Source organism: Lysobacter sp. Soil_N_51 (assembly GCF_057655755.1).
Genome location: NZ_JBDGLR010000005.1, coordinates 409,527 through 430,972 on the forward strand (window position 1 = coordinate 409,527; position 21,446 = coordinate 430,972).

A 21,446-nucleotide genomic window follows, 5' to 3' on the forward strand; every position below is an offset into this window, starting at 1 on the left:
CCGAACGTCAGCACCCGCCCGCGCTCCATCCCGCCGCGCCGCCCGCGCGTGGTCCGGCCGCAGTCGCGCCGCCCAACGCCCGCGTCATGCACGCGCGAGCGCCATGAGCGACCTGCCGATCGTGGTGGTGCCGGTCGGCGTCGACGACGACGCCCTCGACGCCTGCCTGGCCGCGCTGGAACTGTGCACCCCGCCGGGTACCCGCGTGTGGCTGGCCGACGATGCCCAATCCGGGCCGCGCGGCTACGCCATCATCGAACGCTGGCTGCAGCGCACCGCGCTCAAGGCCGATTACAGCCGCCGCCAGCGCAGCATCGGCGAGGTCGCGCACCTGGACGAAATCCTGATCGCCTGCGGCGAGGCCGACGTGGCCGTGCTCGCGGCCGATGCGGTGCCCGCGCCGGGCTGGCTGTCGCGCCTGAGCGCGAGCCTGGCGGTCGACCGCGCGATCGCCTCGGCCACGCCCTGGTGCAATGCCGGCGAAGCCGCCGCGTGGCCGCGCATCGGCGAGATCGCGCCCTTGCCCGATGCCGGCGACGCCGAACGGCTGGCCCGCGCGCTGGCGCAGATGCCGGCCGCGCATCCGGAGTTGCCCGCGGCGATCGGCCACGCGGTGCTGCTGCGCGGCAGCGCGCGCCGCCGCGCCGGCGGCCTGGACGCGGCCAGTTACGGCTCGTGGTACGCCGCGCTGACCGACCTGTCGCTGCGCCTGTCCGGCCTGGGCTGGCGCAATGTGCTGTGCGATACCGCTTACGTCGCCCGCCTGAGCGAAGGCCGCCCGAGCGACGGCGACATGGACGTGCTGGCCTCGCGCTGGCCCGACTGGCATGCACGGCTGGCCAATTTCCTGATGCACGATCCCCTGCGCGAATTGCGCCAACACCTCGCCGAACGCCTCGAACGCGTCGGCCCACCGGAACCGCAACGTGACCTCTTCCTCTGATCCGCGCCCGTTGCCGGGCCGCGCGGAATTCCAGGCGATCGTGGTCAGCTACCGCAGCGCCGCGACCATCGACGAATGCCTGAGCCGACTGCGCGAATGCGCCGGCGTCGCCGCGATCCGCGTCGTCGACAACCAGTCCGACGACGGCACCCTGGAGATCGTGCAACGCCACGCCTCGCTCGACCCGCGCCTGCGCTTCGTCGCCAATCCCGACAACCCCGGGTTTTCGGTCGGCTGCAACCAGGGCGTGGCCGAGCTGGACCCGGCGCGCGACGACGACTGGCTGGTGTTCGTCAATCCCGATTGCATGGTCGAACCCGACACCTTCGCGCGGCTGCACGCGCTGGCCGCGCCGCTCGGCGATGCGCTGCTCAGCGCCGACCTGGTCAACGAGCACGACGAACGCGATGCCGCCGTGCGCCGGCGCGATCCGGACTTCGGCGCGATGCTGGCCGGCCTGCTGCGCCCGTGGGCGGCGCCGAAAATGGCGGTGGCGCCGGACGACAGCCAGGAACTGCAATCGGTGCAAGCGACCTCCGGCGCGTTGATGCTGATGCCGAGGCGTTTGTTCGCGCGCATCGGCGGGTTCGACGAGGGCTATCGCCTGCACGCCGAAGACCTCGACCTGTGCCGGCGCGTGCGTGAGAGCGGCGCCACCGTCGCGGTCGCCAACCACGTGCGGGTGATGCACGTGCGCGGCGTGTCCAGCCGCTCGCGGCCGTTCTTCGTCGAATGGAACAAGCACCGCGGCCTGTGGCGCTACTTCAGCAAGTTCGAAGCCCCGCGCCGCGGCGCGCTGGTGCGCGCGGGCGTGTTCGCGGCGATCTGGTTGCGGTTTCCGATCGCGGCATTGCGCGCGGCGTTTCGTTGAGAGCGAGCGGCACCGCGCCGCCGATTGGCCGCATCGCGCCGATCCCGAACCGCATGTCGCCGACGCCGCTCAATGAGCCCCTCTCCCGCGGCGCGGGAGAGGGGTTGGGGTGAGGGTGTGAGGGCGAGGAATGCAGCATCCACCTCGCAGACTTCGCCGCATGCCCTCATCCGCCCTTCGGGCACCTTCTCCCGCTTGGCGGGAGAAGGGAGCGCGGGTCGTCCTGCCGCGTTCCTTACAGCTCCATCAAATCCCGCCCGATCACCAGCTCGCCCTTGAAATACGGCGCCACCGCCTCGCGCCAGACCGCATCGGTCAGCGACGCATCGCCGCCGGGCACGAAGTGGTTCAGCACCAATGTCTTGACTCCGGCCTGGGTGGCCAAGCGTCCGACCTGCTCGGTGGTGGTGTGGCTGTCGAGCAGATGCTGGCGCAGCCGCGCGGCCTGCGCTTCGCTGGCGATCAACCGCTCCAGCGCTGGCAGGTACATCACTTCGTGCACCAGCACGTCGGCGCCGCGCGCCAGTTCGATCAAGGCCGCGCTGGGCCGGGTGTCGCCGGAAAACACGATCGAGCGATCCGGGCAGTCGAAGCGGTAGGCGAACGCCGGCGTCATCGGCGGATGTTCGACCAGCGCCGCGGTCACCTTGACCCGATCGTCCTGCATCACCACGCCGCCGCGGCGAAGCTCGTGCGGGCGGATCAGCGGCGCCAGCGGCGGCCGGCCTTCGTCGGCGATGCGGGTGCGGACGTCGGTGTCGTTGAGCTGCAGGAAACGCCGGGTCATGCGCTTGAGCGGCGGCGGCCCCCAGGCGTCGACCGGGTGGCGCAGATCGGCGGCCCAGGCCAGCCACAGCAGGTTGCCGTAGTCGGCGTTGTGATCGGAATGATGGTGGGTGATGAACACGTCGCGGATCGCGCCGAGCGACAGCCCGGCCAATGCCATCTGCCGGGCCACGCCATTGCCGCAATCGATCACGTAGACCGCGTCGCCGACCACCACCGCGTTCGCCGGCGCCGCGCGCAACGCCTTCGGGGTCGGCCCGCCGGCGGTGCCGAGCAGGATCAGGCGCGAGCGTGCGGCCGGCGCGTTCGCGGCGGTGCTCGCGGTGGCGCCCGCGGGCAGGGCGCGGGTGCCGAGCGCGGCGCCGGCGGCGAGGGCGGCGGCGAGCAAACGCCGGCGTGTGCGATCTGTGCGTGGGTCCATGAGCGCAGACTAGCCGCTCACCAGGAATGTGACGATTGTGAGTACGACCGCCGAGGGGGCGGGTCGTATAGTCGGCCGACCAACGACCACAGGGAGCCGGTCATGTCCATCTTCAGCAAGTTGTTCGGCGGCAAGCGCGACCACGACGGGCCCGCGCACCCGATGGACCTGCACAGCTTCGCCGACCGCTACGCGGCGGCGTTGCGCGCCGCCTGGCCGGACGCGCAACTGAGCATCGCCCACGGCGCGCTGGTGTCGGATGCGCGCATCGACTGGTCGCTGCCGGACGGCTTCAAGGCCACCCATTTCCTCGGCAACAGCTATCAACGCTATCTCGACGCGCCCGAATCACTGGAGACGGTATTCGCCGACCAGATCGCTTCGGCGCGCGACGTGCAGCGCGGCCTGGACCGGCCCGCGGCGCTGGACGTGGCGACGATCCTGCCGGTGCTCAAGACCCGCGGCTGGCACGAGATCGCCTTGCAGCAGGCGCGTTCGACCGGCGCCGGCAACCGCATCCCCTTCATCGTCGAGCCGCTGGCCGGCGATCTGGTTCTGACCTATGTCGAGGACACCCCCGATTCGATGAGTTTCCTGTCGCCGGCCGACGCCGAACGAGGCGGTCTCGACGGCGAGGCCTTGCGCGCCCAGGCCTTGAGCAACTTGAGCCGGTTTCTGCCGGAGTTGAAGGTGCAAGGCGCTGACGGCCGCTTCGTGGCGCGGCTGGACCGCAACTACGATGCGAGCATGGTGTTGTTGTTCGAGCACTGGAGCGAACGCATCCAGGTGCAGGGCGATCCGGTGTTCGCGATCGCCGCGCGCGACGAGGTGATGGTCTGCGGCAGCGAGGATCAGCGCAGCGTGGATTCGCTCAAGGACATCGCCGCGCAGATCGCGCAGTCCTCGGCCTACAACCTGTCGGATGCGTTGTTCGTGCATCGCGACGGCGAGCTGCGGGTGTTCGCCGACTGAGGGACGCGAGTGCGATCCGCGCATCGGCGGCGCGATCAGTCGGTTTATTGATCGGCCGCGGCGACCAGCGAAGCGGCGATCGCATCGAGCTCATCGTGCGAAAACGCGGCGACGGCCTGCAGCTGCGCGCCACAGGCCAGGTCGTATGTCAGGTTGAAGCGGCGGCCCTGATAGCGGCACGCGAACACTTCGGCCTCCGGCATCATGCCGCGATGGATCAGTTCGATGCGGCCCAGGTCGTACAGGCGTTGCACCGCCGATTCGACCTGCGCCAGCGACAACCCACCGAGTCCGGCCTGCATGCGCGACCGTCAGCGGTAACGGTTGATCTGATCGCGCAGCGATTTCGCCGCGCTCGCCGCGGCTTGCGCGTAATCGTCGCCGCTGGACGCGTACAAAATCGCGCGCGAGCTGCTGACCATCAGGCCGGTGCCGTCGGCGGCCTTGGCGTTGCTCACCACCGCTTCGACATCGCCGCCCTGCGCGCCGACACCGGGCACCAGGAACGGCACGTCGCCGACGATCGCGCGCACTTCGCGCAACTGCGCCGGCCAGGTCGCGCCGACCACCAGCGAACAATTGCCGTGGCCGTTCCACTCGCGCGCGACTTTCTCGGCGACGTGCTGGTACAGCGGACGCCCGTCGACCAGCAGGTCCTGCAGATCGCCGGCGCCGGGATTGGAGGTGCGGCACAGCACCACCACGCCGCGGTCGGCGCGATCGAGGAAGGGCTGCACCGAATCGCGGCCGAGGTAGGGATTGGCGGTGACCGCATCGGCCGCGTAGCGATCGAAGGCTTCGCTGGCGTAATGCTGGGCGGTGCTGCCGATGTCGCCGCGCTTGCTGTCGAGGATCACCGGAATGCCGGGATGATTCGCATGGATGTAGGCGATCAGGCGCGCCAGCGCGTCCTCGGCGCCCAGCGCGGCGAAGTGGGCGATCTGCGGCTTGAACGCGCAGGCGTATTGCGCGGTGGCGTCGACGATGTCGCGATTGAACGCGAACACCGCATCGGCATCGGCGGCGAAACGCGCCGGGAATTTGGCCGGCTCGGGATCCAGGCCGACGCAGACCAGGGTGCCGGCCTGTTGCCAACGGTCGCGCAGTGTCTGCATGAAGGTCATGAGGATGGATCCTGGGTTCGGGAATCGGGAATCGGGAATCGGGAATCGGGAGTCGGAGGAATCGGAGTTGGAGTTGGAGTTCGAAGTCCCGGCTTTTGCTTCTACCGATTCCCGATTCCCCATTCCCGATTCCCGCCCCAATCAAGTAACGACGATAGGCTCCCCCGACGTCACCACCACCGTGTGCTCGAACTGAGCCGCGAAGCCGCGCCGGCAGCGCATCGCCCAACCGTCGTCGCCTTCGTCGGTGTGGGTGCAGTGGGTCGCCAGGAACGGTTCGATCGTGATCACCATGCCCTCGTGCAGGCGGCGGGTGTCGCGCGGGTCGTAGTAGCCGGGGATGTTGCCCGGGGCTTCGTGCAGGGCGCGGCCGACGCCGTGACTGCCGAGGTTGCGGATCACCCGCAGGCCGCGTCGCGCCGCCACCGTTTCGACGGTGCGGCCGATGCTGTTGAGCAGGTTGCCGGCGCGCAGTTGCGCGATCGCGCTGTCGCGCGCTTCCAAGGTGGCGTCGAGCAGTTTCTGCTGGGCCGCGCTGGCGGTGCCGACCACGAAGCTGCCGCCGGTGTCGGCGAAGTAACCGTCGAGTTCGGCCGAGACGTCGATGTTCACCAGATCGCCGTCGCGCAACACGCTGGCGTCGGGGATGCCGTGGGCGGCGACCGAGTTGATGCTGATGCAGGTCGCGCCGGGGAAGTCGTAGGTCAGCTGCGGCGCCGAGCGCGCGCCGGCCTCGCGCAGCATCGTCGCGCCGATCGCGTCGAGATCGCGCGAGACCGCGCCGGCGACGGCGGCGTCGCGCATCGTGTTGAGGATCGTCGACACCAGCGAGCCGGCGCGGCGCAGTCCCTCGAGTTCGAAGGCGTGCAGTACGGTCATGGGGTCATCCTCGGGTTCGGCTCGGGTGTGCGTGCATGATCGCGCAATGCGCGTGGTCGGGGCGTGCGGACGCTCTCACGTCAGGCTGCGGATCAGCAGCGCCAGCGCCACGCTGGTCACGGTGGTGACCGCGGCGATGATCGCGCTGTCCTTGAAGCTGGTGTGCAGCGCCAGCATGAATGCGGCGATGAACGAGCCCAGCAGGATCGCCAGGATCACGATCGTGCCGGCGCCCTGGAACTCGGTGATGCCGGTGGACGCGCCGAAACTGAGCAGGCCGACGATCACCAGCACCGGCGCGATCGCCGCGTAGATCACCGCCCAGGCGGCTTCGCCGTAGCTCACCGCGCAACCGACCAGCTTGTCGGCGCTGACCCGCACGGTCACGGTGGTGACGGCGAACCAGACGCCGAGTTTCATCGCCGCTTCCGGCGCGAACGCCAGCAGCGCGATGAAGGCGAGGATCGGCAGAAGGATCGGCATGACGGGTACGACTCAAACGAGATTGCGAATACAGCGGTTGCGGTCGGCGCCGCGCGCGAGCGTCGCGACGCCGGGTCCGCGCAACGAATCGGGCCGCGTCGATCGACGCGGCCCGAAGGGTCTTACTTGAGCGCCTTGAAACGCAGGCGGTGCGGACGCGCGCCTTCTTCGCCGAGGCGACGCTTCTTGTCGTCCTCGTACTCGCGGTAGTTGCCCTGGAAGAACTCGACGTGCGAGTCGCCTTCGAACGCGAGGATGTGGGTGGCGATGCGGTCGAGGAACCAGCGGTCATGCGAGATGACCACCGCGCAGCCTGGGAACTCGAGCAGCGCGTCTTCGAGCGCGCGCAGGGTTTCCACGTCGAGGTCGTTGGACGGTTCGTCGAGCAGCAGCACGTTGCCGCCCTGCAGCAGGGTCTTGGCCAGATGCAGACGGCCGCGTTCACCACCCGACAGCGTGCCGACCATCTTCTGCTGGTCCTGGCCCTTGAAGTTGAAGCGGCCAAGGTAGGCGCGCGACTGAATTTCCACGCCGTTGATGTTGAGGATGTCGGCGCCGCCGGAGATTTCCTGGAACACGTTGTGGTTGCCGTCGAGCTTGTCGCGGCTCTGGTCCACATAAGCGATCTTGGTGCTCGGGCCCTTGACGATCTCGCCCTTGTCCGGGGTTTCCTGGCCGGTGACCATCTTGAACAGCGTGGATTTACCCGCGCCGTTCGGCCCGATGATGCCGACGATCGCGCCGGCCGGGATGATGAAGCTCAGGTCGTCGATCAGCAGGCGATCGCCGAACGACTTGGACACGTTCTTGAACTCGATCACCGAGTTGCCCAGGCGCTCGCCCGGCGGGATGAAGATCTCGTTGGTCTCGTTACGGCGCTGGTATTCGACCGAGTTGAGCTCTTCGAAGCGCGCCATGCGGGCCTTGCCCTTGGTGCGGCCGCCCTTGGCGTTGCTGCGCACCCACTCCAGTTCCTTGGCCAGCGCCTTCTGGCGGGCCTTTTCGCCGGACTCTTCCTGCTTGAGGCGCTCGGACTTCTGTTCCAGCCACGCGGTGTAGTTGCCCTTCCACGGAATGCCCTTGCCGCGGTCGAGTTCGAGAATCCACTCGGCGGCGTTTTCGAGGAAGTAGCGATCATGGGTGACGGCCACCACGGTGCCGGTGTAGCGGGTCAGGAACTGTTCCAGCCATTCGACCGATTCGGCGTCGAGGTGGTTGGTCGGTTCGTCGAGCAGCAGCATGTCGGGCTTCTGCAGCAGCAGCTGGCACAGCGCGACGCGGCGCTTCTCGCCGCCCGACAGCTTGCCGATGATCGCGTCCCACGGCGGCAGGCGCAGCGCGTCGGCGGCGACTTCCAGTTGATGTTCCAGGGTGTGTGCGTCGCCGGAGGCGAGGATCGCTTCCAGGCGCTGCTGTTCGGCGGCGAGCTTGTCGAAGTCGGCGCCTTCCTCGGCGTAGGCGTCGTAGATCTTGTCGAGCGCGGCCTGCGCGCTGAGCACGTCGCCGACGCCGACCTCGACCGCTTCGCGCACGGTGTGTTCGGGATTGAGCTGCGGTTCCTGCGCGAGATAGCCGACCTTGATGCCGGTGGCCGGGCGCGCTTCGCCGGTGAAGTCCTGGTCGACGCCGGCCATGATCTTGAGCACGGTCGACTTGCCGGCGCCGTTCAGGCCGAGCAGGCCGATCTTGGCGCCCGGGAAGAACGACAGCGAGATGTCCTTGATGATCTGACGCTTCGGCGGCACGGTCTTGCTGACGCCGTTCATGGTGTAGATGTATTGCATGCGAACTCCGAAGCAGGGGCGTGCCGAGCCGGGCCGGGTAGGGCCGGAGGGGGCGGACGGGAAACGGGGATTATCCCGCAGGCGCTGGCTGGGTTCCAGCGCGGGGGATGGGTGGGTCATACAGATTGTGGCGGAGGGGCGCGGATTCAAATGGCCGGTAGAGACTTCAGCGTGATCTCTCCAGGCCGTCATTCCCGCGAAGGCGGGGATCCAGAGCCTTCAGCATCATCTCTCCAGGTCGTCATTCCCGCGAACGCGGGAATCCAGTGACTTCAAGCGTTCTCGCACGAAAGGCCCTGGATTCCCGCCTTCGCGGGAATGACGGTAGGCAAGAGCGGTTAGTCCTGGGAGAGGCCTCGCTTCGGGTGGCTTGCGAAAACAGCAGTCACAGCGAGCTACGCTCTTCCCGAATCCCGAATCCCGAATCCCGAATCCCGAATCCCGAATCCCGAATCCCAGCCCTCAAACCCAAACAATAAACGCCACCACCGCCACCACCGCCGCGTACTTGAAGAAGTAGTACGTCCCCTTGCTGCGCTCCTTCAGCCCCTTGGCCTTCAAGCGCAGGCTGTAGAAGTACTTGAACGCCTTGTTGATCCCGCCGGTCTTGTCGCCCTCGTTGTTCGGCGAGGCGCCGGCCGCGATCAGGCGCTTGGCGATGAAACGGTTCAGGCCACGCGCCCAGCCCCAGCGCATCGGCCGCTCGATGTCGCAGAACAGGATGATGCGGTTCTGCTCGGAGCCGTTCTGGGCCCAGTGGATATAGGTCTCGTCGAACATGGTCCATTCGCCGTCGCGCCAGCTGTAGCGCTGGCCGTCGACGTCGATGAAGCAGGCGTCGTCGTTGGGCGTGTCCAGGCCCAGGTGCAGGCGCAGCGAGCCGGCGTAGGGGTCGCGGTGCGGGCGCAGTTCGCCGCCGGGCGGCAGTTCGGTGAACATCGCCGCCTTGACGCTGGGCACTTCGCGCAACAGCTGGGTGGTGACCGGGCACAGCTCGGCGGCCGAGGGATGGGCGTCGTCGTACCACTTCAGGTAGAAGCGCTTCCAGCCGCGGCGGAAGAACGAATTGAAGCCGACATCGTTATAGCCCTCGGCGGCCTTGATCTGCTGCAGCTCGCGCAGGTGCAGGGCCTCGGCGCGGATCTCGCGCCAGCGCGCGCGCAGCGGCTCGAGTTCGGGGAAATATTGGTCCGGGCTCAGGTACGGGCTGGTCGGTACCCGCGAGCAGGCGTACATCAGCACGTTGATCGGCGCCATGAAGGTCGAATGGTCGAGCAACTGGCGGCCCAACCGGTGGCGTACCCGGCCGCGGTAATGGACGTAGACCGCGCTGGCGAGGAACAGGAAGACGAAGACCCATTTCATGGTCGCAATATCCGGAACTGAAGCTGTCATAGTCGGGGCCGCCGTGAGCCTGGCGGCCGGACCGGCCGGTGGGGGGCGGGCCCTGAGGGTTGAGCGACGGTCATTGTCCGCCGGGTCGGGCGCCGGTGGCAGCCCTGCCTTGGCGGTTGGCCGCCATACGCCCCTAGGCTAACATTTCAAGTCTTGCGTCAAGCCACCCCCGCATTAACGGGGCGCGGCGGCCGCTTCTCGCCACCGCCCGGCCTGTCCCCGAGGTTCCTCCCCCCTGTCCGCTCCTTCTCCGAGGCTCCGCGAATGTTCCCCAGCCACACCCGTATTGCCGGATTCGATGACGAACTCGCCCAGGCCATCGCCGCCGAGGCCCGCCGGCAGGAAGACCATGTCGAACTGATCGCCTCGGAAAACTACGCCAGCCCGCGCGTGCTCGAAGCCCAGGGCAGCGTGCTGACCAACAAGTACGCCGAAGGCTATCCGGGCAAGCGCTATTACGGCGGCTGCGAATTCGTCGACATCGCCGAGCAACTGGCGATCGACCGGATCAAGGAGTTGTTCGGCGCCGACTACGGCAACGTGCAGCCGCATTCGGGCTCGCAGGCCAACCAGGCGGTGTATTTCGCCCTGCTCAACCCGGGCGACACCATTCTCGGCATGAGCCTGGCCCACGGCGGCCACCTCACCCACGGCGCCAAGGTCAACGCCAGCGGCAAGCTGTTCAACGCGGTGCAGTACGGCGTCAACGAGCAGGGCCTGATCGATTACGACGAAGTCGAGCGCCTGGCCCTGGAGCACAAGCCGAAGATGGTCGTGGCCGGTTTCAGCGCCTACTCGCAGGTGGTCGACTGGGCGCGCTTCCGCGCCATCGCCGACAAGGTCGGCGCGTATCTGTTCGTCGACATGGCCCATGTCGCCGGCCTGATCGCCGCCGGCGTGTACCCGAGCCCGGTGCCGCACGCGCACGTGGTCACCTCGACCACCCACAAGACCCTGCGCGGCCCGCGCGGCGGCATCATCGTCGCCAAGCGCTGGGAAGGCGCGGTCGATGCCGGCGCCGGTGCGGTCGATTTCGACGAGATGCAGAAGAAGCTGCAGAGCATCGTGTTCCCGGGCATCCAGGGCGGCCCGCTGATGCACGTGATCGCGGCCAAGGCGGTCGCGTTCAAGGAAGCGCTGGAGCCGGAGTTCAAGGACTACCAGGCCCAGGTCGTCAAGAACGCCCAGGCCATGGCCAAGACCATCATCGCGCGCGGCTACAAGATCGTCTCCGGCGGCACCGAAAACCACCTGATGCTGGTCGACATGATCGGCAAGGGCATCACCGGCAAGGACGCGGAAGCCGCGCTCGGCCGCGCCCACATCACCGTCAACAAGAACGCGGTCCCCAACGATCCGCAGAAGCCGTTCGTGACCTCGGGCCTGCGCATCGGCACCCCGGCCGTCACCACCCGCGGCTACAAGGAACCCGACTGCGTGGCCCTGGCCGAGTGGATCTGCGACGTTCTCGATAACCCGAAGGACGAGAACGTCATCGCCGGCGTGCGCGAGAATGTGACCAAGCAGTGCGCGCAATTCCCGGTTTACGGCTGAGAGCGAGGAGTGAGCGTGAGGAGTGAGGAACGAGCAACAGCAACCGTGCCGTGGCTTGTTCTTGTTGCTGGTTCGGAGGACAGTGGCCGCGTTACCGGCCTGTCCACTCAATTCTCACTCCTCTCGACTCACTCCTAGCCAATGCACTGTCCTTTCTGCCAGCACGTGGACACCCGGGTCATCGATTCGCGCGTGTCCGACGACGGCGCGACCATTCGCCGCCGCCGCGTCTGCGAGGCTTGTGGGGAGCGTTTCAGCACGATCGAGACGATCGAACTCAAGCTGCCGGTGATCATCAAGGGCGACGGCCGCCGCGAGGCCTTCGACGCGCGCAAGCTGCGCGGCGGTTTCGACCGCGCGCTGCAAAAGCGCCCGGTCTCGGAGGAACAGATCGAATCGGCGGTGCGCGCGGTCGTGCACCAACTGCGCATGACCGCCGAGCGCGAACTGGCCTCGCGCCGGGTCGGCGAATTCGTCATGGCCGAACTGCGCAAGCTCGACCACGTCGGCTACGTGCGCTTCGCCTCGGTGTACCGCTCGTTCGAGGACGTGGCCGATTTCCGCGAGGAGCTCGACCGGCTGGAACGCGATATCCCCGGCGACGGCCAGCTGACCTTGCTCGGCGACGACGAGCCGCGGCCGGACAAGAAGAAGCGCTGAGTTGCGGCGGCGCACGTTCCCACTGGTGTCCGAACACCCGGGGCCGAGCTATCGGATATGGGTTGGCCTGGACGATATGGATGAATTCGTCGCGCAGTTCCGCCGACACGCACCGCAGGCGCACTACGAACCGACGCAAAACCAGGGGCGATGGTTATGACCTACACGAAGACCGATCACGTTCATATGGCCCACGCCCTGCGCCTGGCCGAGAAGGGCGCGTACACGACCAAGCCCAATCCGTTGGTGGGCTGTGTGATCGCGCACGGCGAAGAAATCGTCGGCGAAGGTTGGCATGAACGCGCCGGCGAGCCGCACGCGGAAGTGCATGCGCTGCGCGGGGCCGGCGAACGCGCGCGCGGCGCGACCGCGTACGTGACCCTGGAGCCGTGCGCGCATACCGGCCGCACCGGGCCGTGCAGCGAGGCGCTGATCGCCGCCGGCGTGGCGCGCGTGGTCGCGGCGATGCGCGATCCGTTCGAACAGGTCGACGGCGCCGGTTTCGCCAAGTTGCAGGCGGCGGGCATCGCGGTCGAGAGCGGCCTGATGGAAACGCAGGCGCGCGCGCTCAATCGCGGTTTCCTGTCGCGGATCGAACGCGGGCGTCCGTGGCTGCGGGTCAAGCTGGCGTCGAGTCTGGACGGACGCAGCGCGATGGCCAGCGGCGAATCCAAGTGGATCAGCGGCGAAGCCTCGCGTCTGGACGTGCAGCACTGGCGCGCGCGCAGCGGCGCGATCGTGACCGGCGCCGGCACCGTGCTCGCCGACGATCCCTCGCTGACCGTGCGTCTGGGCGACGACACCGCGTTCGTCGCGCCGCTGCGGGTGGTGCTCGATCCGGGCCTGGCCACGGTCGCGCGCGGCCGCGTGCGCGAGGGCGATGCGCCGACCCTGTACCTGCACGCGCCCGACGCCAAGCCGTCGCGCTATTTCGACGCCGCGCATGCGGCGGTGCCGATGATCGAGGGCCGGATGGATCTGAGCGCGGTGCTCAGGCTGCTGGCCGAACGCGGCGTCAACGAAATCCAGCTCGAAGCCGGCGCGACCCTGGCCGGCGCGTTCCTGGCCCAGGGACTGGTCGACGAAGTGCTGCTGTACGTCGCGCCGGTGCTGCTGGGCGAAAACGCGCGGCCTTTGTTCGGCGGCCTGGGCATCGAGGCGATGACCAGCAAGCTGCAGCTGGACGTGATCGATGTGCGCCGGATTGGCGAGGATACGCGGGTTTTGTTGCGGCCTCGGAAGCAGGAGTGAGTGAAGAAGCAGGAATGAGTGAAGAGGAGTGAGCAACGAGTAGGGCATTCGACGGCGGTGTGTTCGCGCGCGCAGACCGATGCTCGACTCGGCAACCCTCACGCCCCCTTCGCCCACGCTTTTGCTCACTCCTCACTCTTCTCCACTCATTCCTCATCGATGTGCGCCGGATTGGCGAGGATACGCGGGTGTTGTTGCGGCCGAGCAAGCAGGAATGAGTGCAGAGGAGTGAGGAACGAGTAGGGCATTCGACGGCTGTGTGTTCGCGCGCGCAGACCGATGCTCGACCCGGCAACCTCACGCCCGCTTCGCTCCCGCTCTGACTCACTCCTCACTCCTCTGAACTCACTCCTCGCTCATGACTCAGAACGCCTTCAAGGACCATTTCTCCGCGATCGCCGGCGCTTACGCCGCCGCGCGTCCGGAGTATCCCGACGCGCTGTTCGACACCATCGCCGCGCAGGTGCCGGCCGATGCGACGGTGTGGGAACCCGGCTGCGGCAGCGGCCAGGCCACGCGCGGGCTGGCGGCGCGGTTCGCGCGGGTGCATGCGAGCGATCCCAGCGTCAAACAGCTCGAACAGCACTGGGCGCACGAGGCCTCGCTGCGCGGCGAAGGCACGGTCAGCCTGAGCGTCGCCCCGGGCGAACGCAGCGATCTGGCCGATGGCAGCGTGCAACTGATCGCGGTCGCGCAGGCCTTGCACTGGTTCGAGCGCGAACGGTTCTTCGCCGAATGCGAGCGCGTGCTCGCGCCCGGCGGGGTGTTGGCGGTATGGGCCTATGGCGATTTCCTGCCGCCGCCGGGGATGGAAGTGGCCGTCGCCGATTTTCGCGCCCGCATCGATCCGTTCTGGCAGCGCGAAAATGACGAAATCCGCGCTGGATATCCCGATTACCAATGGCCGCTCGAGGCCGTGCCCGCGCCGCCGTTGTTGTTGACCGCGGAGTGGGGGCTCGGGCGTTTTCTGGGTTATCTCAACAGTCTGTCCGCGACCGACCGCTGCCGCGCCGCGACCGGCGACGACCCGGTCGCGCTGAACCGCCCGGCGCTGTCGCAGGCCTGGGGCATGGCCGAGGACGTGCGCACGATTCAATGGCCGCTGACCTTGCATTTGCGGCGCAAGGCGGGTTGATGGGTGATTTGTGGCGGTGAGGGTGGTCGCGATGGGTCGCGGGGGCGGGAGCGATAGGGCGTGATAGGTCGCGCCGCTTGGGCGGCGGTCCACCGAATCTCACCAGAGCGTCATCCCCGCGAAGGCGGGGGTCCAGAGACTTCAGCGCTATTTCTCAAGATCGTCATTCCCGCGAACGCGGGCTCTGCTGTACTTCGGCGAAGCCGAACATCCAGCGACTTTCGTGCGAGAACGCTTGAAGTCACTGGATTCCCGCCTTCGCGGGAATGACGAGCAAAAGCAACGCCGGATGCTTTGTTGGGTTTGCCAACTTCGGCGATTTCTGGGTGCAACTCCCGAACTTCGAACTCCTAGTCCGAACCCCAATCCCCCCACCCACAGAACAAACCATCCACCCGCCCCCCATCCCAAGCCCCCAGCCGCCCAGCCCCCGGGTGGTAAACTCCCCGCGCCGGTTCGCCGGTACCACCAGTAACGTCTTCAGGGCGGGGCGAAACTCCCCACCGGCGGTAGGCGCGGCAACGCGCGAGCCCGCGAGCGCCTTGCGCGGCAGCCGAACCTCGGCCGCCAAGCGCAAGGGTCAGCAGATCCGGTCCAATGCCGGAGCCGACGGTCACAGTCCGGATGAAAGAAGACGGCTACGCGCGAGCCCTCCGCGAGGATGGGCGAGACGACTCCCGCGGCCCGGCCGCGCGTCGTGCGTTGTCTTCAAAGCCTTGAGGCGTTTTTCGCTCACTTCTTGCGGGAAACGTTTCATGACCCAGTTCAATCGCAACACCGGCGCGGGCTTGCGCCGTCGCGGTCTCCGTCAGGAGGTCCGCTGATGTTCACCGGCATCATCGAAGGCGTCGGCAGCATCGCCGACAAACGCGATCTCGGCGGCGACGTGCGCCTGCGCATCGCCACCGGCAGTCTGGATTTCACCGAACCCAAGCTGGGCGAAAGCATCGCGGTCAACGGCGTTTGTCTGACCGTGATCGAATTCGGCGCCGATTGGTTCGACGCCGACGCGTCCAACGAAACCCTGTCGCTGACCACGCTCGGCGCGCTCAAGCCCGCCGCGCGGGTCAACCTGGAACGCGCGATGCGGCCGAGCGACCGGCTCGGCGGGCACATGGTCAGCGGCCATGTCGACGGCGTCGGCGCGGTGCTGTCGATCCACGACGACGCGCGCGCGCAGCGCTGGCGTTTCAAGGCGCCGGCGCCGCTGCTGCGCTACATCGCCAAGAAAGGCTCGATCTGCGTCGACGGGGTCAGCCTCACCGTCAATGAGGTCGACGCCGAAGGTTTCGAGGTCGCGCTGATCCCGCACACCGTGCAGAACACCGCGTTCGCGCAGACCGGCATCGGCGACGCGATCAATCTGGAAATCGACTTGGTCGCCCGTTATGTCGAGCGTCTGCTCGGCGATCGCCAGACCGGAGGTGCGGCATGAGTTTCGCGAGCGTTCCCGAATTGCTGGAGGAAATCCGCGCCGGCCGCATGGTGGTGATCGTCGACGACGAAGACCGCGAAAACGAAGGCGACCTGATCATGGCCGCCGAGCTGGTGCGTCCGGCCGACATCAACTTCATGGTCACCCACGCGCGCGGCCTGGTGTGTCTGTCGCTGATGCGCGAGCGCTGTTTCCAATTGGGTCTCGGGCCGATGGTTCGCGACAACACCTCGCCGCACCACACCAACTTCACCGTCAGCATCGAAGCGGCTGAAGGCGTCACCACCGGCATCTCGGCCTACGATCGCGCCCACACCGTGCGCACCGCGGTGCGGCCCGATGCCAAGCCGTCCGACCTGGCCCAGCCCGGCCACATCTTCCCGCTGATGTCGCAGCCCGGCGGCGTGCTCAGCCGCGCCGGCCACACCGAGGCGGCGAGCGATCTGGCCCTGCTGGCCGGCCTGGAACCGGCCGGCGTGCTGGTCGAGGTGCTCAACGCCGACGGCAGCATGGCGCGGCGGCCCGAATTGGAGGCGTTCGCGGCCGAACACGGCTTGAAGATCGGTTCGATCGAGGAACTGATCCGCTATCGCCTTGCCACCGAGCACACCATCGAGCGGGTCGACGAGCGCGAGATCGAAACCGAGCACGGCCCGTTCCAGTTGCTGAGCTATCGCGACCGTCTGACCCACGCGCTGCATTTCGCGATGGTGCGCGGCCAGGCCGATGCGCAGATCCCGACCCTGGTGCGGGTGCATGTGCAGAACCCGCTGGCCGACGCGCTGCATTGGCGCCGGTCGGACTTCGGCCCGGCGGTCGGCGACGTGCTGGCCGCGATCGCCCGCGAAGGCCGCGGCGCGCTGGTGCTGCTGGCCGATCATGCCGACGCCGATGCGCTGCTGGCGCGGGTGCGTGGCGGAACCCAGGGGCACGACGCGGCCGAACACGCCGACAGCGAGCCGCCGAACGAGTCCAGCGGCCGGCAGGCCCTGGTCGAGTGGCGCAGGAACGGTGCCGGCGGACAAATTCTTGCCGACCTGGGTTTGGGCAAGTTGCGTGTCATGGGGACACCACGCAGGCAGATCGGCCTCGGCGGCTTCGGTCTGGAGGTCGTCGAGTACGTTTGAAGGCCCCGGACGGGCGGGTAGACTGCCCAACGACCCGCCCTCCGGCGCTGCCGCAAGTTCCTGCCGATCCGATGAAATTGCCCTGGAAATGGCTGCGTTCGCGCGGCGCGGACGCCGTATCTCCATTGACCGCGCAGATGCGCGAATCCTGGGATCGGGACGGCTTGCTGGTCCTGCCGGGCTTCTACAGCCCGGCCGAAGTGGATGAGGCCGAGGCCTCGCTGCGCGAGGCCTGGGAGCAGGGCGCGCCGCGGATCGTGGTCGACGACCTGGTCACCGGCGAACGCCTGCCGCTGGCGCGGGTGAGCGAGCAGGCGCGCCGCGAGCACCGCTTCAAGGTCAGCGACCTCTACCTGGAGCGGGAGGCCGTGCGCCGCCTGGCGCTGAACGAGCGCATCACTCCGATGGTGGCGGCCCTGCTCGGCCAGCCGCCGGTACTGTGCAACTCGCTGAGCTTCGAGCAGGGCAGCGCCCAGCCCGATCACGTCGATTCGCTGTACATGACCCCGCGCACGCCACACCACCTGGTCGCGATCTGGGTGGCGCTGGAGGACACCCACCCGGACGCCGGTCCGTTGCGCTACTACCCCGGCAGCCATAAAATTCCGCAGTACGTCTTCAGCAACGGCAGCCACCATTTCATTCAGGATGAAATGCCGTTGTGGGACAGGCACATGCGGGCGCAGGTCGAGGCCCTCAAGCTGCAACCCGAGGTGTTCCTGGCCCGCAAGGGCGACGTGTTCGTCTGGAGCGCCTATCTGCTGCACGGTGGCAGCGATATCCGCGATCCGGCCCGCACGCGCAAGAGCGTCGTGTTCCACTATCAGTCCAAGCAAGATTGTCTTGCCCATCGACTCGCCCTGGCGCCGGAAGGTCCAGGTTTCTGGCTCTACCGGCAGCATCCCGCCGTGCCAGGCGAGGACGATCCGGCCTGGCCGCCCTTGCCAGCCACTCCGCTCATAAGGCCGTAATCCATGCCCCATTTCGAAGGCGATCTGCGCAGCCCCCCGGGCGCGCGCTACGCCATCATCGCCAGCCGCTGGAACCCGCGCATCACCGACACCCTGGTGGCCGGCGCGCGCAAGACCTTCGCCGAACACGGCGTCGCCGAGGACGCCATCGACGTGATCCGCGTCCCCGGCGCCTGGGAACTGCCGGTCGTCGCCCGCCGCCTGGCCGTGGCCGGCCGTCACGCGGCGGTGGTCGCGCTGGGCTGCGTCGTGCGCGGCGACACCCGCCATTACGAACAAGTCGCCGACGGCTGCTCCGACGGCCTGATGCGCGTCTCGCTCGACCACGGCCTGGCGATCGCCAACGGCGTGCTCGCGGTCGAACGCCACGAAGACGCCGAGGCCCGCGCCGGCGGCAGCCACGGCAACAAGGGCGAGGAAGCCGCGCAGGCCGCCTTGGAAATGAGCCATTTGCTGGGACAACTGCCATGACCCGTCGCCGTCAGGATGGAATCGACCCGGTCGCGCGTTCGCGCGCCCGCCGCCGCGCGCTGCAGGCTGTGTACGCCTGGCAGATGTCCGGCTCCAAGGTCAACGAGGTGATCAGCCAGTTCGCCCACGAACAGGCCCACGAAGTCGCCGATCTGGAGTACTTCGAAGACCTGGTGCGCGGTGTCGACAAGCACCAGGAAGAGCTCGATACCGCGCTCGCGCCGTTCCTGGACCGCGACATCGAGCAGGTCGATCCGATCGAGCGCGCGACCTTGCGCATCGCCGCCTACGAACTGCGTCTGCGTCCGGACGTGCCGTACCGCGTGGTGATCAACGAGGCGATCGAGACGGTCAAGCGCTTCGGCGCCGAACACGGCCACACCTACGTCAACGGCGTGCTCGACCATGCCGCGGCGGACTGGCGCGCGGTCGAATTCGGCGCGTCGAAGAAGAAGTGATCGGTTCGCGTCGCGCCTGTGCGCGACGCGACGCGGTCGCTGCCTGCTCCCGCCGATAGCCCTTCCACCGATGATGCCGCCGCGATGAGCGCCGCCGAATTCGACCTGATCGCGCGCATCCGCGCGCGCGTGGGCAGCCGCGACGACGTGGTGCTCGGCATCGGCGACGATGCCGCGCTGCTGCAACCGCCGGCCGCCATGCAGCTCGTGGTCGCCACCGACACGCTCAACGGCGGCGTGCATTTCTTCGAAGACGCCGCACCGGGCGACATCGGCTGGAAATCGCTGGCGGTGAATCTGTCCGACCTCGCCGCGATGGGCGCGCTGCCGGCGTGGGCCACGCTGTCGTTGTCGCTGCCGGCGCAGCCGGGCGATGCGATGCAGGCGTTCGTCGACGGGTTTCTCGATGGCTTTCTGCAACTGGCCACGCAGCACCGCGTCGCCCTGGTCGGCGGCGACACCACGCGCGGGCCGTTGTCGGTGTGCGTGACCGCGATGGGTTTCGTCGAGGCCGGCGCTGCGTTGCGCCGCGATGCCGCGCAAGCCGGCGACGAGATCTGGATCACCGGCACGCCCGGCGATGCCGCCGGCGCGCTCGCCCTGGCCGGCGTCGCACCGTACCGCGACGCGCAAGTGCTTCGTTGCGCCGGCGATCCGCTCACCGATCACGCGCGTTTGTTCGAACGCCTGCAACGGCCGACGCCGCGGGTCGCCGCCGGCCGCGTGCTGGGTTCGCTCGCGCATGCCTGCATCGACGTGTCCGATGGCCTGCTCGCCGATCTGGGTCATGTCTGCGCGGCATCGAAGGTCGGCGCGCGTATCGATGCGGCCGCACTGCCGGTGTCGCCCGCGCTCGCGGCCGCCTGCGAGGGCGAATCGCGCTGGTCGCTGCAACTGGGCGGCGGCGACGATTACGAACTGTGCTTCACCGCCGCGCCGTCGCGGCGCGAGGAGATCGCTTCGGCGTTGCGCGCGGTCGATACGCCGGTTTGCGTGATCGGCCGGATCGAGGCCGAACCGGGCGTGCGGGTGTGGCGGGCCGATGGTTCGCAGTGGACGCCGCCGCGGCGCGGGTATCAGCATTTCGGCTGAGTTGTCGGCTGCGGCGCGGCTGCGAGTACGTCGCGAAGTTTCTACGTGCGGGGCGTAAACCCTGACGCTTCCGTTCCGATGAAGCGATCCGACCGAAGTGTCGTGGCCGATGCCTCCGCAAATGACCTGTCAGCCTCGTGTCGAGGGCTTGTGCTCGCACGAGTTGGCGCGATTGCTTACGACCACCCATGCCATCAGTTGGGTCGGACCAGCGCGAAAGTTCAGACCGCTTTCATTGCGCCGGTGCGAGCCTGATCCGACTTTCCCATCGCCTGCCGTCATGCGCCCAGCCGCGTCGATCCCCGCTACTTTCCATCGGCGTCGCATGAGCCGCGTGGCCATCGCTTGTGTCGTCGCCACGGTCGCTGGTGGATTGAGCGGTTGCGGCCCGATGCGCTCGTTGGTCGGGATCAATACCGTGCATCTGGGCGAGGCGCAGGTCAGCGCCATGCAGGTCGACATCGGCCCGGGCATCAACACCATCTGCCCGCGCCAGCCGGTGCAGATGCATGCGACGGTGACCGCGCAATTGCCGCGCGAAGCGGCGCCATCGACCTACGAAACCTGGCGCGGAGGCAACGGCACGCGCCGCAACGGCATGCTGGATTTTCGCAACTTCGCCTTCGCCAGCGCGCAGGGGCGGTTCGACGAACTGGGTTGGTTCGCGCCCGATCCCGATGTGCTGGCGACCGTCGACAGCGGTTTCGCGATCAGCGCGCAACTGCTGCACCCGCGCGCGCAACTGGCGCAAACCCTGCATTACGACCCCGATTATCGTTGCATCGTCAGTGCCGGCGCGCCCGGTGGACCGGGCGCGGACGGGCCCGACGGCGCCAGCGGTTACGGCGGCCACGATGGCCGCAACGGTTTCGACGGCCAGGACGGCGGCGACGGTGCGCGCGGCGGCGATGGCGCGCCGGGCGGCAACGGCTTCAACGGCCCGCATCTGCGCGTGTATGCCTCCTATGCGAGCACGCGGCTGTATCCGAAGCTGATCGTGGTGCGGGTGCTCGGCGATATCGAAGACCTCGTGCTCGCGCCGGCCGATCGTCCGCTGACCTTGATCGCCAGCGGCGGCCGCGGCGGTGCGGGCGGCGATGGCGGAAGCGGCGGCAGTGGTGGCGACGGTGGTCGCGGCGAAGGCGACAAGGAGCGCGCGGGGTACGGCGGCGATGGTGGTCACGGCGGCGACGGCGGCTTTGGTGGGCCGGGAGGTATCGGCGGCGACGGTGGCCGCATCGAATTGGTTTACGACCGGCGTTATCCGGAGCTCGCGCAGCTGCTGCGTTTCGATGTGTCGGGCGGCTCGCCGGGAGCCGGCGGCAATGGCGGCAGTGCCGGTTCGCGCGGCGATGGCGGCAACGGCGGCGCGGGTTCGGGTCGCGACGGGTACTCGGGCAACTACGGTGGATCGGCGCCCGAGGGCGGGTTCGGCCGGCCCGGCGATGCGGAGATGACGGCGGGCGAGGTGTCGGTGTATTTCCGCGATCTGCCGGGTGTGCGGGTGCTTTGAGTAGGGCGCCGCGAGCTGCATCGCAGGCTGACTTTTCAAGCGCGGACTGTCGATGTCGAGATGCTTTCGCCTTTTGAGAAAGGAGAGCAGGGGGATTTTCTCTTGCTCTGCAATGCACTGC

Annotated in this window: 21 protein-coding genes and 1 riboswitch; of the genes, 14 read left to right on the forward strand and 7 right to left on the reverse strand. The window is 68.1% G+C overall.

Translation table 11 applies throughout. The features are described 5' to 3' along the window. Positions 1–103: 103 nt before the first annotated feature. Positions 104–943, forward strand: coding sequence for a glycosyltransferase (locus AC3A4T_RS11510; protein WP_487675507.1), 840 nt, complete (start codon positions 104–106; stop codon positions 941–943). Continuing rightward, positions 927–1,814, forward strand: coding sequence for a glycosyltransferase family 2 protein (locus tag AC3A4T_RS11515; protein WP_487675508.1), 888 nt, complete (start codon positions 927–929; stop codon positions 1,812–1,814). Before AC3A4T_RS11510 ends, AC3A4T_RS11515 begins: the two co-directional genes overlap by 17 nt. A 235-nt stretch (positions 1,815–2,049) precedes the next feature. Here AC3A4T_RS11515 and AC3A4T_RS11520 read toward each other — a convergent pair whose 3' ends face one another. Further along, on the reverse strand, positions 2,050–3,021 hold the full coding sequence (locus tag AC3A4T_RS11520) for an MBL fold metallo-hydrolase (RefSeq protein WP_487675509.1): 972 nt from the start codon (positions 3,019–3,021) through the stop codon (positions 2,050–2,052). Between the two features lie 102 nt (positions 3,022–3,123). Between AC3A4T_RS11520 and AC3A4T_RS11525 the strand changes: the two genes are divergently transcribed. After that, positions 3,124–3,993 carry a DUF1444 domain-containing protein gene (locus tag AC3A4T_RS11525; RefSeq protein WP_487675510.1) on the forward strand — a complete coding sequence of 290 codons (870 nt, stop codon included), beginning with the start codon at positions 3,124–3,126 and terminating at the stop codon, positions 3,991–3,993. A gap of 44 nt (positions 3,994–4,037) precedes the next feature. On the opposite strand, the gene AC3A4T_RS11530 is transcribed toward AC3A4T_RS11525, so the two are convergent. From AC3A4T_RS11530 to lpxO, 6 genes are all read right to left on the reverse strand, one after another. Then, positions 4,038–4,295: a hypothetical protein gene (locus tag AC3A4T_RS11530; RefSeq protein WP_487675511.1), complete on the reverse strand. Its 258-nt coding sequence runs from the start codon at positions 4,293–4,295 to the stop codon at positions 4,038–4,040. Positions 4,296–4,304: 9 nt separating this feature from the next. Continuing rightward, positions 4,305–5,117, reverse strand: coding sequence for an orotidine-5'-phosphate decarboxylase (pyrF, locus tag AC3A4T_RS11535; protein WP_487675512.1), 813 nt, complete (start codon positions 5,115–5,117; stop codon positions 4,305–4,307). A 141-nt stretch (positions 5,118–5,258) separates the two neighbouring features. Next, positions 5,259–5,996 (reverse strand): type I methionyl aminopeptidase, encoded by a 738-nt coding sequence (gene map, locus AC3A4T_RS11540; protein ID WP_056105867.1) that lies wholly within the window; start codon positions 5,994–5,996, stop codon positions 5,259–5,261. 75 nt (positions 5,997–6,071) lie between these two features. After that, positions 6,072–6,479 (reverse strand): hypothetical protein, encoded by a 408-nt coding sequence (locus AC3A4T_RS11545; RefSeq protein ID WP_487675513.1) that lies wholly within the window; start codon positions 6,477–6,479, stop codon positions 6,072–6,074. A gap of 122 nt (positions 6,480–6,601) precedes the next feature. Further along, entirely contained in the window at positions 6,602–8,263 is a 1,662-nt protein-coding gene (gene ettA / locus AC3A4T_RS11550) for an energy-dependent translational throttle protein EttA (protein ID WP_036104709.1), read from the reverse strand. A 462-nt stretch (positions 8,264–8,725) separates the two neighbouring features. Beyond that, entirely contained in the window at positions 8,726–9,628 is a 903-nt protein-coding gene (gene lpxO / locus AC3A4T_RS11555; protein WP_036104706.1) for a lipid A hydroxylase LpxO, read from the reverse strand. 294 nt (positions 9,629–9,922) lie between these two features. Here lpxO and glyA point away from each other — a divergent pair, with 294 nt between their 5' ends. The 11 genes from glyA (at position 9,923) to AC3A4T_RS11610 (ending at position 21,325) form a co-directional block, all read left to right on the forward strand. Continuing rightward, positions 9,923–11,212, forward strand: coding sequence for a serine hydroxymethyltransferase (glyA, locus tag AC3A4T_RS11560; RefSeq protein WP_487675514.1), 1,290 nt, complete (start codon positions 9,923–9,925; stop codon positions 11,210–11,212). Positions 11,213–11,353: 141 nt separating this feature from the next. After that, on the forward strand, positions 11,354–11,872 hold the full coding sequence (gene nrdR, locus AC3A4T_RS11565) for a transcriptional regulator NrdR (RefSeq protein WP_036104695.1): 519 nt from the start codon (positions 11,354–11,356) through the stop codon (positions 11,870–11,872). Positions 11,873–12,022: 150 nt separating this feature from the next. After that, the gene (ribD, locus tag AC3A4T_RS11570; protein ID WP_487675515.1) at positions 12,023–13,123 is read left to right on the forward strand and encodes a bifunctional diaminohydroxyphosphoribosylaminopyrimidine deaminase/5-amino-6-(5-phosphoribosylamino)uracil reductase RibD; all 1,101 of its coding nucleotides are present in this window, start codon (positions 12,023–12,025) and stop codon (positions 13,121–13,123) included. Between the two features lie 358 nt (positions 13,124–13,481). Beyond that, the gene (locus AC3A4T_RS11575) at positions 13,482–14,258 is read left to right on the forward strand and encodes a class I SAM-dependent methyltransferase (RefSeq protein WP_487675516.1); all 777 of its coding nucleotides are present in this window, start codon (positions 13,482–13,484) and stop codon (positions 14,256–14,258) included. A 472-nt stretch (positions 14,259–14,730) separates the two neighbouring features. After that, positions 14,731–14,898, forward strand: a riboswitch (FMN riboswitch). A 183-nt stretch (positions 14,899–15,081) separates the two neighbouring features. Beyond that, the gene (locus AC3A4T_RS11580) at positions 15,082–15,693 is read left to right on the forward strand and encodes a riboflavin synthase (RefSeq protein WP_487675517.1); all 612 of its coding nucleotides are present in this window, start codon (positions 15,082–15,084) and stop codon (positions 15,691–15,693) included. Further along, entirely contained in the window at positions 15,690–16,820 is a 1,131-nt protein-coding gene (gene ribB, locus AC3A4T_RS11585; protein WP_487675518.1) for a 3,4-dihydroxy-2-butanone-4-phosphate synthase, read from the forward strand. The genes AC3A4T_RS11580 and ribB overlap by 4 nt, the downstream gene beginning before the upstream one ends. Before the next feature lie 137 nt (positions 16,821–16,957). Next, complete coding sequence (locus AC3A4T_RS11590; RefSeq protein WP_487675519.1) at positions 16,958–17,791, forward strand: phytanoyl-CoA dioxygenase family protein; 834 nt, start codon at positions 16,958–16,960, stop codon at positions 17,789–17,791. A 3-nt stretch (positions 17,792–17,794) separates the two neighbouring features. Beyond that, positions 17,795–18,262, forward strand: coding sequence for a 6,7-dimethyl-8-ribityllumazine synthase (gene ribH, locus AC3A4T_RS11595; protein ID WP_487675520.1), 468 nt, complete (start codon positions 17,795–17,797; stop codon positions 18,260–18,262). Continuing rightward, entirely contained in the window at positions 18,259–18,720 is a 462-nt protein-coding gene (nusB, locus tag AC3A4T_RS11600; RefSeq protein ID WP_487675521.1) for a transcription antitermination factor NusB, read from the forward strand. Before ribH ends, nusB begins: the two co-directional genes overlap by 4 nt. 84 nt (positions 18,721–18,804) lie before the next feature. Continuing rightward, on the forward strand, positions 18,805–19,812 hold the full coding sequence (gene thiL, locus AC3A4T_RS11605; RefSeq protein ID WP_487675522.1) for a thiamine-phosphate kinase: 1,008 nt from the start codon (positions 18,805–18,807) through the stop codon (positions 19,810–19,812). 325 nt (positions 19,813–20,137) lie between these two features. Then, entirely contained in the window at positions 20,138–21,325 is a 1,188-nt protein-coding gene (locus AC3A4T_RS11610; RefSeq protein ID WP_487675523.1) for a hypothetical protein, read from the forward strand. The last annotated feature ends 121 nt before the right edge of the window (positions 21,326–21,446 follow it).

What these genes read in the sequence shown, in the direction of transcription:
- AC3A4T_RS11525 (WP_487675510.1), top strand. Translation starts at nt 3,124, where the DNA reads ATGTCCATCTTCAGCAAGTTGTTCGGCGGCAAGCGCGACCACGACGGG.
- ribD (WP_487675515.1), top strand. Translation starts at nt 12,023, where the DNA reads ATGGTTATGACCTACACGAAGACCGATCACGTTCATATGGCCCACGCC.
- ettA (WP_036104709.1), bottom strand. Translation starts at nt 8,263, where the DNA reads ATGCAATACATCTACACCATGAACGGCGTCAGCAAGACCGTGCCGCCG.
- AC3A4T_RS11580 (WP_487675517.1), top strand. Translation starts at nt 15,082, where the DNA reads ATGTTCACCGGCATCATCGAAGGCGTCGGCAGCATCGCCGACAAACGC.
- glyA (WP_487675514.1), top strand. Translation starts at nt 9,923, where the DNA reads ATGTTCCCCAGCCACACCCGTATTGCCGGATTCGATGACGAACTCGCC.
- nusB (WP_487675521.1), top strand. Translation starts at nt 18,259, where the DNA reads ATGACCCGTCGCCGTCAGGATGGAATCGACCCGGTCGCGCGTTCGCGC.
- AC3A4T_RS11545 (WP_487675513.1), bottom strand. Translation starts at nt 6,479, where the DNA reads ATGCCGATCCTTCTGCCGATCCTCGCCTTCATCGCGCTGCTGGCGTTC.
- AC3A4T_RS11575 (WP_487675516.1), top strand. Translation starts at nt 13,482, where the DNA reads ATGACTCAGAACGCCTTCAAGGACCATTTCTCCGCGATCGCCGGCGCT.
- AC3A4T_RS11610 (WP_487675523.1), top strand. Translation starts at nt 20,138, where the DNA reads ATGAGCCGCGTGGCCATCGCTTGTGTCGTCGCCACGGTCGCTGGTGGA.
- AC3A4T_RS11530 (WP_487675511.1), bottom strand. Translation starts at nt 4,295, where the DNA reads ATGCAGGCCGGACTCGGTGGGTTGTCGCTGGCGCAGGTCGAATCGGCG.
- thiL (WP_487675522.1), top strand. Translation starts at nt 18,805, where the DNA reads ATGAGCGCCGCCGAATTCGACCTGATCGCGCGCATCCGCGCGCGCGTG.
- nrdR (WP_036104695.1), top strand. Translation starts at nt 11,354, where the DNA reads ATGCACTGTCCTTTCTGCCAGCACGTGGACACCCGGGTCATCGATTCG.
- AC3A4T_RS11590 (WP_487675519.1), top strand. Translation starts at nt 16,958, where the DNA reads ATGCGCGAATCCTGGGATCGGGACGGCTTGCTGGTCCTGCCGGGCTTC.
- map (WP_056105867.1), bottom strand. Translation starts at nt 5,996, where the DNA reads ATGACCGTACTGCACGCCTTCGAACTCGAGGGACTGCGCCGCGCCGGC.
- AC3A4T_RS11510 (WP_487675507.1), top strand. Translation starts at nt 104, where the DNA reads ATGAGCGACCTGCCGATCGTGGTGGTGCCGGTCGGCGTCGACGACGAC.
- AC3A4T_RS11520 (WP_487675509.1), bottom strand. Translation starts at nt 3,021, where the DNA reads ATGGACCCACGCACAGATCGCACACGCCGGCGTTTGCTCGCCGCCGCC.
- ribH (WP_487675520.1), top strand. Translation starts at nt 17,795, where the DNA reads ATGCCCCATTTCGAAGGCGATCTGCGCAGCCCCCCGGGCGCGCGCTAC.
- lpxO (WP_036104706.1), bottom strand. Translation starts at nt 9,628, where the DNA reads ATGAAATGGGTCTTCGTCTTCCTGTTCCTCGCCAGCGCGGTCTACGTC.
- pyrF (WP_487675512.1), bottom strand. Translation starts at nt 5,117, where the DNA reads ATGACCTTCATGCAGACACTGCGCGACCGTTGGCAACAGGCCGGCACC.
- ribB (WP_487675518.1), top strand. Translation starts at nt 15,690, where the DNA reads ATGAGTTTCGCGAGCGTTCCCGAATTGCTGGAGGAAATCCGCGCCGGC.